This is a genomic window from Pseudomonas sp. G166 (assembly GCF_037027455.2).
In the GTDB taxonomy this organism is placed as follows: Bacteria; Pseudomonadota; Gammaproteobacteria; order Pseudomonadales; family Pseudomonadaceae; genus Aquipseudomonas.
The window spans coordinates 3934395-3947726 of record NZ_CP146985.1; the positions used below are offsets into that span (position 1 = coordinate 3934395).

10 protein-coding genes are annotated in these 13332 nt (G+C 62.3%); 4 read left to right on the forward strand and 6 right to left on the reverse strand.

Features of this window, described 5'->3' with window-relative positions; all coding sequences use genetic code 11:
• Positions 1–155 precede the first annotated feature (155 nt).
• On the reverse strand, positions 156–1436 hold the full coding sequence (locus SGN16_RS16950; protein WP_210639164.1) for a serine/threonine transporter: 1281 nt from the start codon (positions 1434–1436) through the stop codon (positions 156–158).
• 392 nt (positions 1437–1828) lie between these two features.
• On the opposite strand from SGN16_RS16950, the gene SGN16_RS16955 reads away from it, so the two are divergent.
• Positions 1829–2782, forward strand: coding sequence for a 2-hydroxyacid dehydrogenase (locus SGN16_RS16955; protein WP_210639165.1), 954 nt, complete (start codon positions 1829–1831; stop codon positions 2780–2782).
• Here the strand turns inward: SGN16_RS16955 and tssA are convergent.
• From tssA to SGN16_RS16980, 5 genes are read right to left on the reverse strand one after another with little or no spacing between them, the layout of a single operon-like run.
• Complete coding sequence (tssA, locus tag SGN16_RS16960; RefSeq protein ID WP_210639166.1) at positions 2779–3867, reverse strand: type VI secretion system protein TssA; 1089 nt, start codon at positions 3865–3867, stop codon at positions 2779–2781. The genes SGN16_RS16955 and tssA overlap by 4 nt on opposite strands.
• Positions 3864–7688 (reverse strand): type VI secretion protein IcmF/TssM N-terminal domain-containing protein, encoded by a 3825-nt coding sequence (locus tag SGN16_RS16965; protein WP_335945786.1) that lies wholly within the window; start codon positions 7686–7688, stop codon positions 3864–3866. Before SGN16_RS16965 ends, tssA begins: the two co-directional genes overlap by 4 nt.
• Complete coding sequence (locus SGN16_RS16970; protein WP_335945787.1) at positions 7685–8446, reverse strand: DotU/TssL family secretion system protein; 762 nt, start codon at positions 8444–8446, stop codon at positions 7685–7687. Before SGN16_RS16970 ends, SGN16_RS16965 begins: the two co-directional genes overlap by 4 nt.
• An 18-nt stretch (positions 8447–8464) precedes the next feature.
• Positions 8465–9796, reverse strand: coding sequence for a type VI secretion system baseplate subunit TssK (gene tssK, locus SGN16_RS16975; protein ID WP_335945788.1), 1332 nt, complete (start codon positions 9794–9796; stop codon positions 8465–8467).
• A 51-nt stretch (positions 9797–9847) separates the two neighbouring features.
• Complete coding sequence (locus SGN16_RS16980; RefSeq protein WP_210639170.1) at positions 9848–10297, reverse strand: type VI secretion protein; 450 nt, start codon at positions 10295–10297, stop codon at positions 9848–9850.
• Positions 10298–10522: 225 nt separating this feature from the next.
• Between SGN16_RS16980 and tssB the strand changes: the two genes are divergently transcribed.
• The 3 genes from tssB (at position 10523) to SGN16_RS16995 (ending at position 13321) form a co-directional block, all read left to right on the forward strand.
• Positions 10523–11083, forward strand: coding sequence for a type VI secretion system contractile sheath small subunit (gene tssB / locus SGN16_RS16985; RefSeq protein ID WP_210639171.1), 561 nt, complete (start codon positions 10523–10525; stop codon positions 11081–11083).
• Between the two features lie 30 nt (positions 11084–11113).
• Positions 11114–12595, forward strand: coding sequence for a type VI secretion system contractile sheath large subunit (gene tssC / locus SGN16_RS16990; protein WP_210639172.1), 1482 nt, complete (start codon positions 11114–11116; stop codon positions 12593–12595).
• A gap of 228 nt (positions 12596–12823) precedes the next feature.
• Complete coding sequence (locus SGN16_RS16995) at positions 12824–13321, forward strand: Hcp family type VI secretion system effector (RefSeq protein WP_210639173.1); 498 nt, start codon at positions 12824–12826, stop codon at positions 13319–13321.
• Positions 13322–13332: the final 11 nt, after the last annotated feature.

Sequence of the window (13332 nt, forward strand, 5' to 3'; positions counted from 1 at the left end):
CTCGCTCCCACAGCGCATTCGTGGTGGACGCAATGCCTATGAACGCCCCGCAAACCTGTGGGAGCGAGCTTGCTCGCGATGACGGCGGCACATTCAACATCACTGCCAGCCGAACCACCGCCATCGCGAGCAGGCTCGCTCCCACAAGGGGACAGTCAGGCCATAAGGGAGTAGATCAACGCGGTGATCGCCACCAGGCCCACCAATGTTACGAACACATTGGACGTCAGGCCGCGATAGCGGGCCATGGCCGGGACTTTGCGGATGGCGTACATCGGCATCAGGAACAGGATGGCCGCGATGACCGGGCCGCCGAGGGTTTCGATCATGCCCAGGATGCTCGGGTTGAGCGTGGCGACGATCCAGCACACCACCAGCATGAACGCCGCCGTCAGACGGTCCAGGGTCTTGGGCGCCGGACGGCGGCCGCTCTTGACGATCAGGCCCTTGAGGCCTTCGCTGGCACCGATGTAATGACCAAGGAAGGACTTGGAGATCGCCACGAATGCAATCAACGGAGCGGCAAAAGCGATGGTCGGGTTGCTGAAATGGTTGGCCAGGTACGACAGGATCGACAGATTCTGCGCCTTGGCTTCGGCCAGTTGTGCCGGAGACAGGGTCAGCACGCAACTGAACACAAAGAACAGCACCATCACCACCATCAGCACATGGGCGCGCGACAGGATCTGAGCGCTGCGCTCTTCGGCGTTAGCGCCATACCGACGCTTCTGGTCCACCGCAAACGCCGAGATGATCGGCGAATGGTTGAACGAGAACACCATCACCGGGATCGCCAGCCACAAGGTGTGCAGCAGCGCCGAAGGTTCAGGTGGCGTGGAGGCCGTGGTCAGGATGCCGCCGTTCCAGTGCGGGATCAGGAACACCGCCAGGAACAGCAACGCCACGATAAACGGATAGACCATCAGGCTCATGGCCTTGACGATTGCCTGTTCGCCACAACGCACCACCGCCAGCAGACCCAGAATCAGCACCAGGGACAACACGACCCGAGGCGGCGGCTGGATATGCAGTTGATGCTCCAGGAAGCTGCTCACGGTGTTGGTCAGTGCCACGCTGTAGATCAATAGAATCGGGAAAATCGCAAAGAAATACAGCAAGGTGATCAGCGCCCCGGCCTTGAGGCCGAAATGCTCTTCCACCACCTCGGTGATGTCCGCGCCGTCACGACCGGACAGGACAAAACGGGTCAGGCCCCGGTGGGCATAGAACGTCATGGGAAATGCCAGCAACGCCAGGATCAACAGCGGCCAGAAACCGCCCAGGCCCGCATTGATCGGTAAAAACAGCGTGCCTGCACCGATGGCGGTGCCAAACAGGCCCAGCATCCAGGTGGTGTCATGGCGACTCCATTGGCTGAGGGTGGCTGGGACAGTCGTTTCAAAGCGCTCTTCGACGCTATTGGCCTGATCATTCATCCGGTCGGATCTCCGTTTTCCGGTCACATGCACCCGGCCGGGACGAGTCGGAAAAACCCGACAGGCAGCGCCCTGGCCGAAACAGGGGCGCGATTGTCCGGGATTCACGAGCAGAAGCAAAGGCTTAGCTGAGGAGCGGTTGTGCGGATCAGAGCATTTCAATAGCAACGGCCACCGTATTCTCAATGTGGGAGCGGGCTTGTTCTCACAGTTGGATCAAAGTACAGCCGCCAGGGCCAGGCCAGCTGTAAGGTCGCCTTCGCGAGCAAGTTCACTCCCCACAAGGACGACGCTACAACCGAAATGCACATAAAAAGCCGGAACCCCCTGCCCTCTGCTCCTACAATCAGGTTGAATACTTGAAATCGCCCCAGCGCCCACAGGAGCCCAGCATGACCGCAACCGTTCTGGTACTGGTTGAAACCGTCAATGACTACCTGCCAATTCTCGAGCGCCAGGGCTATCACCTGGAATTGGCGCCAACGCCTGCCGAACGCAAGACGGCGATTTTCGAACACGGTGAACGCTTCAGCGCGGTGCTGACCCGCGGCCCCCTGGGTTTGACGGCCGACGAAATCGCCGTCCTGCCCAACCTGCAAATCATTTGCGTGATCGGCGCCGGTTACGAGCAGGTCGATCTTCAGGCCGCCAGCAACCGCGGTATCGTGGTGACCAACGGTGCCGGGGTCAACGCCTCATCGGTAGCCGACCACGCCATGGCACTGCTGCTGGCGCTGGTGCGCGACATTCCTCGGGCCGACGCGAGTGTGCGCCGGGGTGAATGGGCGAAGGTCATGCGCCCCTCCCTGGCCGGCAAGCGCCTGGGTGTACTGGGCCTCGGCGCGGTGGGCATGGCGATTGCCAAGCGGGCCGCCCTGGGCTTTGACATGAGCGTCAGCTATCACAATCGCCGGGTACGCAGCGACGTGCCCTACACCTTTTGCGCCACGCCAACGGAACTGGCCCGGGTCTCGGACTTCCTGATCGTCGCCACGCCCGGCGGCCTCGACACCCGACAGTTGATCAACAAACAGGCCCTCGACGCCCTGGGACCCAATGGTTTTCTGGTGAATATTGCCCGGGCCAGCGTGGTCGCCACCGCCGACCTGATCAATGCCCTGGAGCAACGACGAATCGCCGGCGCGGCACTGGATGTATTCGATCACGAGCCTGAAGTGCCCGCAGCCTTGAAAAACCTGCCCAATGTGGTCCTGACACCCCATGTGGCGGGCCTGTCGCCGGAAGCCACCCGTGGCACGGTGGAGCTGGTGGGCCAGAACCTGACCGCGTTCTTTTCCGGCAAGCCGGTGCTGACACCAGTGCCATTACCCGACGCGCAGCATTAAAGAACCCCCAGCAACGTCCACAGACGCCGGGACTCGGCGTCGGCACTGATCAGCTCGCCCAACAGCTCGCTCAAAGGCTTGTTGCCCCACTCCACGCCGCGCCGGATCAGATAAGGCACCGGGCTGTGCGGTTCGGTGCGCGACAGGTACCCGGCGATGACCAATAGCTGTCGATAGGCTTCTTCGCGACTGGCCGGCTCCTGGAAGACCTGGGCCGGCGCAGCGTTCGCCTGCGCCAGGTCAGGCTGAGGCGCAACCGTGGGGGAAGTTTGCATCGGCACGACAGTGGGTTGCTGCGGATTCATTGCGATGAACTCCTCTACCAGGGCCAGCAAGGCCTGTATCACGTCCTGCAGGGCTTTATAACCTGGCGCCAGATTGCCCAGGTAAGCGTCGCTCCAGGCTTCGAGCCGTTGCAAGTGCTGCTGGCTCAACATCAGGCTGCCCTGGCGATGCAACCAGAACGACAGCGGCGTGGTGCGAATCAGCTCAGTGAGTTTCTTTTGATCGCTGCGTGCAGCTTCGGCCGATGCCTTGGCGTTTTTGCTGTCGTTGCCCAACACTTGCTGGCGCTGCAAACGTTGCCAGTCATCCAGGCTGAAACCGGCGAAAGCCGGGTCCCGGCCATCGAACAACGGCACCCGCGTCAGCAGCACTTCGCTGTAGCGCCGGGCCAGCCACTCTAGCGGAATCACCCGCCACGCCTGGTCACCCTCGTCGGCCTGGGGGTACAACTGTTCCGGATAACGCTCACATAGGCCAGCGACCAAGGCCAGGCTGCCCGGCAAGCCGTCCAGCCCCGCCAAGTGCAACCAGGCCTCGCCCAGCCAGGCACTGATCATCAGGTCCTTGCTGCGCTCGAGCAACAGCGTGGTGGCGAGTCTTTCCAGCTCCGGCCATTGGGCGCGCTTGATCGAGGACTGCCAGACACCGGTGGGCAGGCTGGTGTCATCCTCCCGGCGCAGCTCGCGCAACTGGTCAAATGCCGGGTCATAGCGCAGGTCCTGGCCACAGGGGGACTCGGCGCTGATCGGTTCGAGCAATTGAGTGATCAATTCCGGCATGGGGGTTATCGGCAAGCTCACAGGCCCTCCTCACGCGTGGCGATGGCGGGGCTCGATGAGGTCGCCATGAAAGGTGAACGGGGTGCCCGGGTCGGCAGCGGCGGGATCGACAGCGGCAGCTTCGAACCCTGGCTCATCAACGACAGGCGCAGGAACATCAACGTTTGCTGTGCCGTGCTGGCCTGGGTCTGGGCCGTCACCGGCAGTTGCAGAGTCAATGGAAAATCGGTGTAGTCGACATTCGGCTGGCGCTGGACCGACACCAGCGAGCGCATCAGGCGCAGCAACGACCAAGGCCCCTGATATTCCCAGCCAGCCTCCAAGTCACGCACCACCAGGTTCGGTTGCAAGGGGTCGTTGGCCGGACGCTGGTAGCCGTTGCGGGCCCAGCGCAAGGTCAGGCGCACCGGTTGTCCGACCATCCAGCGCAGGTTCTGTTGGGCGCCACCGGGGTAGCTGATCTGCTGGTTGCCGGCGTTCAAGCCCCAGGCAATCACCTGGTCGGCGCCGCGCTCTTCATCGCGATCGGTGCGCCAGCGCACGTCCATTTCCACGCCGAGAATGCCGCTCTTGTCCCGCACGAACAACGGCCCAAGCCAGGTGCTGGCCTGTTTCAAGCGATTGAGGAAGTCTTCGGCCGCCAGCCGATCCGGCGTCTGGCTCAACGTCAGCCCGGCCTGGGCCAGGGGCAAGCGCGTGTCGATCAACTCCAGCAGGCGCTGGACCCGCGCCGGGTCAGCGTCGCTGGCCCGCACATCCTGGGAAAACGGGAAGCGCCCGGCCAGGTATTGATTGAAATAGTTAGCCAGGTCATTCCAGGCAGTCGCTGCCTGGTTCTGCTGCAGATACAGGCACCTTTGCAGGGCGCTTTGCTGCAACGCGACGGTGCGTTGGGCCAGGTCACCGCGCCCGGCTGAAAGACTGGCGGTTTGCAGGATCTGCGCGCAGGTAGTGGTGTCCATCTCGATGAAGTCCCGGCTCACCAACTGCTCCAGTTGGGCCGCCGAACTGGCCGGGTTCTGGTTCTTGTACTTGAGTAATTCATCGTTGATGGCCATGAACCGCGCCACCTGATCGTGCTCCAGGGCCGACAGGTTGTCCTGCTGGACGATCAGCCACTCCAGCGCCGGCATCCGTTGCTCGGCGATCTGCAACATGGCGCCGAATTGCTGGTTCAGGTTCAACTTCAGGTCCTGCGGGTCGCTGGCACCGTAGAGCTGCAAGCCGAAGTTCTTCGAACCGTCCCAGCGCTGGACATCGGCCCGCTGGCTGAATAACGGCTGGGCATCGATTTCGTCCAGGCCGCTCTTGATCTGCGCCAATGCCCGGCGATTGAGCAGACGCTGGAAACGTATCGCCAGGTCGCCCCGGTGTACATCCATGAAAGCCTTTTGCAGCGCAACGGCCTGGGCCGTTTGCACATTGAAGCCCATGCCGGGCAACTGCTCGTCGCTTTCATTGAGGCTCAACCACATGGCTTGCGCCGCCGCGCCTTCAGCGGCCTGCATCAGCGCATCACGGTAATCCGGCGGGATGCGCGGCAGCTCTTCGTTGGCGTAGCTCTTGTAGCTGGCGAAGTAGTTCAGGGCGCCGCTGAAATCATCGCTGCCGTCGCCCTGGCTCATCGAATTGGTGTTGCTGCCCGATGGATCCTTCTGCAACGCCAATGCCACGAAATCACGCTTGAACAGCGCTTGCACCGCACCGTCCAGCGCCGTGACATGGTCTTGCAGCACCAGCAGGCCACTGCCCTGCTGCACCAGCAGATTGTCCCGGGAGCCGGACTGGACGATCCACTGGTCCCTGAAGCTCTGTTGCAGCTTCGCCGCCTGGCTCTCCAGGTCCTGTTCGATATCCGGGCCAAGCAAGGTGCTATGGCTGACCTTGTCCATCATCTGGGTGTAACCGGGCACCAGGTCCTGCCCCTTACCGCGCCCCCAGGCCGAATTGGTCAGGCTGACCAGCGTCTGCAAGTCATCGATCAGCGCCATCAGGTCTTCGAGCTCACTCAATGAGTTGCCACCACCGGACTCCAATCGCTGCAGATGCAGCTTGAGATAGCCGGCCTGGCGCACGAAGTTATCGGCCAGGAAATAATGATCGAGCCAACGCTGCATCAGGCCGGTGAAGTTATCGGAAATCGCCGGACGCGCGGCGTTCAGGTCCAATCCTTTCAGGTCGGTGTTTTGTGCATCGAACAGCACCCGGTTGTAGAACCGTGCCCGGCTCAAGGTTCCCGTATTGAGGTTCAACGACAGGGCGTTGTTACTCAGCTGCACCAGTTCATCCAGTGGCGCCTTGGGGTTGTTTATCGCCTGGCTGAACAGCTGATTGTGTTGTTCCAGGCGCACGGCTCGCTCCACCAGGTCCTTGGCCTTCACATAGCTTTGCCATTGCGCCGGGTCTTCACTTTCCACGTTGCCCCGGCGCTCGGTGTTGCGGATGGACTTGAGCTGTTCCAGGTCCCAGTTCAGCAGGTCACGCAGCGGCAACACCCAATGATGCCGGGCTGTCAGGCGCAAGCCCTCCTCCAGTTGCGTGTCCACCGAGGAGAACCACGAAGTGGGGAAGACCACCGAGACGAAGCGCCAGCGCGGGGCCTTTTCCAACATGTTCCAGTAGTTCTGCACGTTGTGCCGGGTCGGTTCCAGTTGCGGCTCGTCCGAGTCAACCACCAGATGGTTCTTATGGGCACTGAGGATCAGCCGCGAGAGCTCCTCGGCCTCCTCCACCGAATCGTGCCAGACCCACAACATCCCCCCCAGCCAGACCAGGCCGACCACCAGCGCGACCGCTCCGGCCAGCCGATGCCAGCGCTGGCGCAAACGCAACAGACGTGGCACCGGCTGGGCCAGGCCACGCTCGGCCACCAAGCGACGTGACCACAGTTGCCGGGCGAAAACCGTTTGCCGCAGGAGGTTGTCAGTGGCCGCGAACCCATCCTCTGTCACCGCCGGCGCTTGGCTGGCGGTGAAATAGACACCCCGAAAACGCGGTGCCTCGCCCTGGGTGTTACCTTGGAAAACCGGCTCCAGCAGGATCTGCAGGGGCCGCCGCAAACCTTCGAAACGCTCGGGCAACCCGTAAAGATCGGCACTCAGTTGCCCCGACAGCGCGCCGACCTCGATGATCGACTGCGACAGCGCAGCATTCACCTGATCCAACGCCTGGTCACTCCACTGCGATTGCCAGGCCGCATCCGGCAGGTAGGGTGAAGACCAGCCCAAGGTCGATTCCCGGGCCTCGGCAGGCAATGCGCTGACCAGCTCCTGGAACCCGGGCAACTGTTCCATCCCGGTGATCACCACGTACACCGGCAGGCTGAGGCCGAACCGTTGCAGAAGGTCGATAAAACCGCGCCGGGCCTTGAGGCTCAACTCGGTGGTGTGTTCGATGTCATCGAGCTGGCCGAATGGGACAGTCCAGATCACTGCGTCCAGGGGCCGCCGGCTGCGCAGCCGCAGGATCAATCCGAGCAAGCGCCACCAGTTGCCGCGTTGCCGGTTCATGCCCTCATCGGGCAGGAACAACGCCTGGGGCACCACCAGCACCGCACCTTCGGTATCCGACCACCAGCGCCCGAACCATGCAACTTTGTCAGTGGGTTGCAAACGCCACTGGGCACACAACTGCGCGCTGTCCGCTTCGTTGCCAAGCATCATCAGCCAGGGCATCTGATAGCGGTCCCGGACGCCCTGTTCCTGTTCCATGTGGCGCACTGCCCCATAGAAACTGCGAATTGCCACTCCACCCTGGGTCCGCAGCCACCAGATCCCGGCCACGATCAGCAGTACCAGGACGATGGCCAGCAACACCAGGGCGAAGATGCTCAGGGGGCTCATGAGTCCTGCTCCTGGACCACCGACTCGTTCAGTTGCAGGACCGGTTCAAGGGCCGAACCAATGTCACGCCAGAACACCTGCCCCAAGCCGGTCAGCAACAGCACCATGACCAGGATCGCCAGCCCCAGGCGAACCCCGTCCGGCAGTGACTGCTGCCCCGGCATACGCACCGGCGCTGCCGCCGAAGACTGCGCCAGGCGCTGGCTGACATCGACATAATCGGGTTCGTGCTGCCAGGCAAAGGTGAACAACGCCAGGCGCCATTTCTCATGCTGGACCTGACCGGGCTCGCCGCGCAGCCGGCCCTGAAACCCGAGGATCAGGCATTGCAGATAAACGTTCGCCAGGTCTCGGGTGCCGGGCATCTGCTCCTCCAGCAATTTCTTGATGGCTGCCGGCAGGCGCTCGCCGGCCTGGCGGCTGGCATACATGCGTGATTCGAGTGGGTGCTGCTGCCAAGCCAGTTGTCCCGGCCAGGGGGTGAATAACAAGGTTTCGTCCACCAGTGCGACGAACGCGTAGACCAGCGCCTTGACCTGCTCGGTGGCGGCATCGCCAACGGTGGCGAAGGCCGCTCGCCACAAGCGCTGGGCGCTGCGCCCGGAAAACTCCACCACTCGGCTGACCAGTACCGCGGGGTCGCTGTCCTTGGGCAAGTCCTGCCATTGCTGGAACCACTTCAGCCAGGCCTGACGAAATGCGCTGCTCAGCGGCGCCTCATGCAGACCCCGAACCGCCCCGCCACTTCCATCAGGCATACGACTCCCCTTTTGCGATCAGGCACTTTCACCGGCTTGCGCCACAAACAACACCACTTGCCACGGAGTGCTGGCCTGGGCCGACGCCGGCGCCACAATGTGCAATGGCAACTGCCCGTCAAACCATTGCCCGCTGGCGGCCACCACAAATAACCGGGTGTCGTCGCCGACGCTGTAGGCCACCTGCTCGTTGCGACTCATGGCCTGATGGGGCAAGCCACTCATGCGCTGGCGGCTCAACAGCGCCACGTGCGGCGCAGACGCGATGATCGCCCCGCGCAGCCACTCGGCCGCCGCCTGCTCACTGGCACCATTGGGCATGCGCAGGCCGATCACCAGGCGTTGGCTGGGCTGATCGTCGGGCAACTGGATCGAGAACACCTGGTCATTGCGCTCGAAGGCCAGGCTGCGATAGCCGGCGCGAACCAGCTCCAGGGTGTCTTCCAACCAGTCGAGCAGCGGCTCGTAGGCGCGCTGCAACTCCAAAAAATCCAGGGGGGCGAAGGCCGGCACGCCCGCCAGTGGATCGAGGGCCGACCAAGCACCGGCCAACCCCAGCAGCAAACCGTAAAGCGCTTGCGGGGTCGCCACCCGGGTGTTCAACGCACCTTCGATTTCCGGCAACCGTGCCCACAACGCGGTCAATTGCCGGCGGATTTCCATGGCATCGTCCTGATTCCCGGCGGCCTGGGCCTGACGTAGCCGACCGGCGAGAAACAGGCACTTTTCCCGGGCCCGGGCACACAGCCCGGCGACGCGCCGACCGAGCACCGATTCCGGCAACAGCACGGAGGTAGGCGGCGTGTAGGGCACCCGCAGAAAGCCACCGCCCTCCTTGCGAATGCGCAACAGCGGCAAGCAGATCGAATCGGCCTTGCTCAGCTGGGTGCACAGCCGCGGGTTCGGACGCCAGACGGTGATCGACTCGGGAAACTCGCCACTGGTGAGATCCGGCAACGCCTCGCCGACCACCGATTGCAAGCGGCCCTTGAGCGGCAGCAATTGCCCGGCGCGCCAGAGCGGGCTGACAGCCAGGTACACAGTCACGGTGGCATCGTCGGTCTGGTTGACCGCCTCGCTGATGTCCAGCTCCAGGGTCGGCCCGACGCCAGCCTGCAGGTTGACCGGCAAGCCATCCGGCAAGGTACCTTGCAGTTGCAACAGCCGCACCTGGCCGGCGCTGAGGGCCGAAGGGTCGACTTCCAACTGGCTGACGCCCCAGAACCAGGGATTGCAGGCCCCGGCAAAATGCGCAGCCAGAGCCTCGGCCCGCAGCCCTTGCAATTGAAAATGCTGGGGCAACAACTGCATGCCCTCATGCCAGCACACCGCGTCAGGTAACAGACTCATACGACTCCCTTCGACATCCCAATGTCGCCGCGCATGGCGGCCCGCGGTCACTCAAGGCTGGTTGTCATTCACGAGGGTCATCTCGCGACTGTCGAACTTCAGCCAGGCCTCGCGCTGATCGTCCAGCCGAAGCCGGTGGGCTCCGGGAGTGTTATAGCTGGCGAAGACCAAAAGTCCAGCGGCGCGCCGGCCCTCCAGCGGGAAGGGTTGGCGGTCGATGAATTGCCCCGGAACCAGCTCCAGCCCCCACACCGACATGAGTTGACGATAGTCGCGCTGGAACTGTTCGCGCTCGGCGAACCACTGGCTGGCAGTGATACCCGACAGCTGCTTGAGCAGGTCCGGGTCGTTCACGGCGATGAAGTCCACTGCGATCGGCGTGTCGTCATTGGCCCGCGGCGCGACGTCCAGGGTCAAGCTGTCCAGGTCGACACTGGGCGCAAAAAGCGAGCAACCGGTGAGCGCCAGGCTCAAAAAAAATCCGGAAAAAAAGACACGCAAAATGAATCTTCCTTTTCTCAGCGGTCAAAAATTGTTTTTGCTTGCATTTTTATAGACCTGTTCTAGCGTCTTGGATAGTTCGACCAGCACGGTCGAATGGACCAGGTTCGTCAAGGGAATGACAGGTTTTCTGCCGTCCATTTGCAACCTGCGGATCAGCAAGGGAATGCGATGAGCGGGCCTCCCGATGCATTGCTCCCCCAACATGCATCGGAGTCGGCCGCCATGGCAGAAAGTACCCAGCACAAGCTCGACAGAGTCCGTCCTCCCCGCGTCCAGATCACCTATGACGTGGAAATCGGCAACGCCATCGAGAAAAAAGAATTGCCACTGGTGGTCGGCATTCTGGCCGACCTCTCGGGCAAGCCACTGGACCCGCTGCCCAAGCTCAACGAGCGGCGCTTCACGGAAATCGATCGGGATAATTTCAACGAGGTACTCGCTTCCATCTCCCCCCGCGCCACGCTGCAGGTGAACAACACCCTCAGCGGCGACGACAGCAAGCTCAACATCGAACTCAACTTCCGTCACATCGATGACTTCGACCCGGTCAAGGTCGTGGAGCAGGTCACGCCGCTGCGCCGGCTGTTCGAAGCCCGTCAACGCCTGCGGGACCTGCTGACCAAGCTCGATGGCAACGACGACCTGGACAAGCTGCTGCGGGACGTGATCGCCAATACCGAAGGCCTGCAAGAGATCAAGTCGGCCCGGCCCCAGGATGCACCGCAAGAGCTACCGACGGTGGCCGCCAACGATGACCCGGCCCCGACCGAACCTCAGGCCTGATCGTGCTCATCATTCAAGGGAGATAAAGCCATGCCTGCTTCATCCAGCGCTCAAACCAGCGAGAGCACGACCCAGACCCTGTCCCTGCTGGACAAGATCATCGCCGAAGGCCGCATGGCCCACGACGACAGCCAGCAGGACTATGCCCGTGACATGCTCGCCGAATTTGCCACCCAGGTCCTCGACGAAGGCATGGCCATCGACAAGGACACGGTGGCGATGATCAATGACCGCATCAGCCAGATCGATCAGTTGATCAGCGCCCAGCTCAACGAAGTGCTGCACCACCCCGACCTGCAGAAACTCGAGGCCTCCTGGCGCGGCCTGCACCTGCTGGTGCAGAACACCGAAACCAGCACGCGGCTCAAATTGCGCCTGCTCAACGTCACCCAGAAAGAATTGCAGAACGATCTGGAAAAAGCCGTCGAGTTCGACCAGAGCGCGCTGTTCAAGAAAATCTACGAGGAAGAATACGGCACCTTCGGCGGGCACCCGTTCAGCCTGCTGGTGGGCGACTACACCTTCGGCCGCCACCCGCAGGACATCGGCCTGCTGGAAAAACTCTCCAACGTCGCGGCGGCGGCGCACGCGCCGTTCATTGCCGCCGCCAGCCCGCGGTTGTTCGACATGACCAGTTTCACCGAACTGGCGATACCCAGGGATCTGTCGAAGATTTTCGAGAGCCAGGAACTGATCAAATGGCGCTCGTTCCGTGAAAGCGAAGACTCGCGCTACGTGTCACTGGTGCTGCCGCATTTCCTGCTGCGACTGCCCTACGGTCCGGACACCTTGCCGGTGGAGGGCATCAACTACGTCGAAGACGTCAACGGCACCGACCACAGCAAATACCTGTGGGGCAACGCCGCTTGGGCGCTGTCGCAACGCATCACCGAAGCCTTTGCCAAATATGGCTGGTGCGCCGCGATTCGCGGGGCCGAGGGCGGTGGTGCGGTCGAAGGCCTGCCCGCCCATACCTTCCGCACCAGCTCCGGGGACCTGTCGCTCAAATGCCCGACCGAAGTGGCGATCACCGACCGCCGCGAGAAAGAGCTCAATGACCTGGGCTTCATCGCCCTGTGCCACAAGAAAAACAGCGACGTGGCGGTGTTCTTCGGCGGCCAGACCACCAACAAGGCTAAGCTCTACAACACCAACGAGGCCAACGCCAACGCGCGGATCTCGGCGATGTTGCCGTACGTGCTCGCGGCTTCGCGTTTCGCCCACTACCTGAAGGTGATCATGCGCGACAAGGTCGGCAGCTTCATGACCCGCGACAACGTGCAGACCTACCTCAACAACTGGATCGCCGACTACGTGCTGATCAACGACAACGCGCCGCAAGAGATCAAGGCGCAATACCCGTTGCGCGAAGCGCGGGTGGACGTGACGGAGGTGGCAGGCAAGCCGGGAGCCTACAAGGCCACGGTATTCCTGCGGCCGCACTTCCAGCTCGAGGAGCTGACCGCCTCGATCCGCCTGGTGGCGACCCTGCCGCCACCGGTAGCCGCCTGATCAATAAAAACCTATGGCGAGAGGGCTTGTTGTGGCGAGGGGATTTATCCCCGTTGGGGCGCGAAGCGGCCCTGAATACCAGCAACCCGGTGTGTCAGCAGATTGAGCTGACTGTTTAGGGCTGCTGCGCAGCCCAACGGGGATAAATCCCCTCGCCACAGGTTCGGCGTTCGTCTTTAACGGATCGGTATCGGGTAACACCCCACTCGACTTCAGGAGTTCCACACAATGGATGCAATAATTCTCGACCTCGGCGGCGACATCAAGGGCGACAGCCTGCTGGAGGGCTTCACGGACAAGATCGAGGTCATGTCCTATAGCCACAACGTGTCGATGCAAGTCACCAACGACGTGAGCAACTCGGAGCGCACCTCCGGCCGGCCCCACATCGGCGAGTTCACCCTGACCAAGTTCATCGACAGTTCCACCCCCACACTCAACGAATATTGCTGCGCCGGTAAACCGATCCCGCAAGCGGTCATCACCATTGGCCGCAACGCCGCCGAGGGCAGCGGCAAACTCATGCCGTTCATCATCTACACCCTGACCAACGTGGTGCTGTCTAACGTCAGCGTCAGTGGCGGTACAGGCGGCAAACCGGTGGAAACCCTGTCGCTGAACTTCACCAAAATCAAATGGGAGCTCACCGCACAGAAAGACGACGGCACCAAGGAAGGCACCGCGGGCACGACCTGGGACCTGGCGGCCAACAAAATGACCAAGTGACGGAGCGCGCC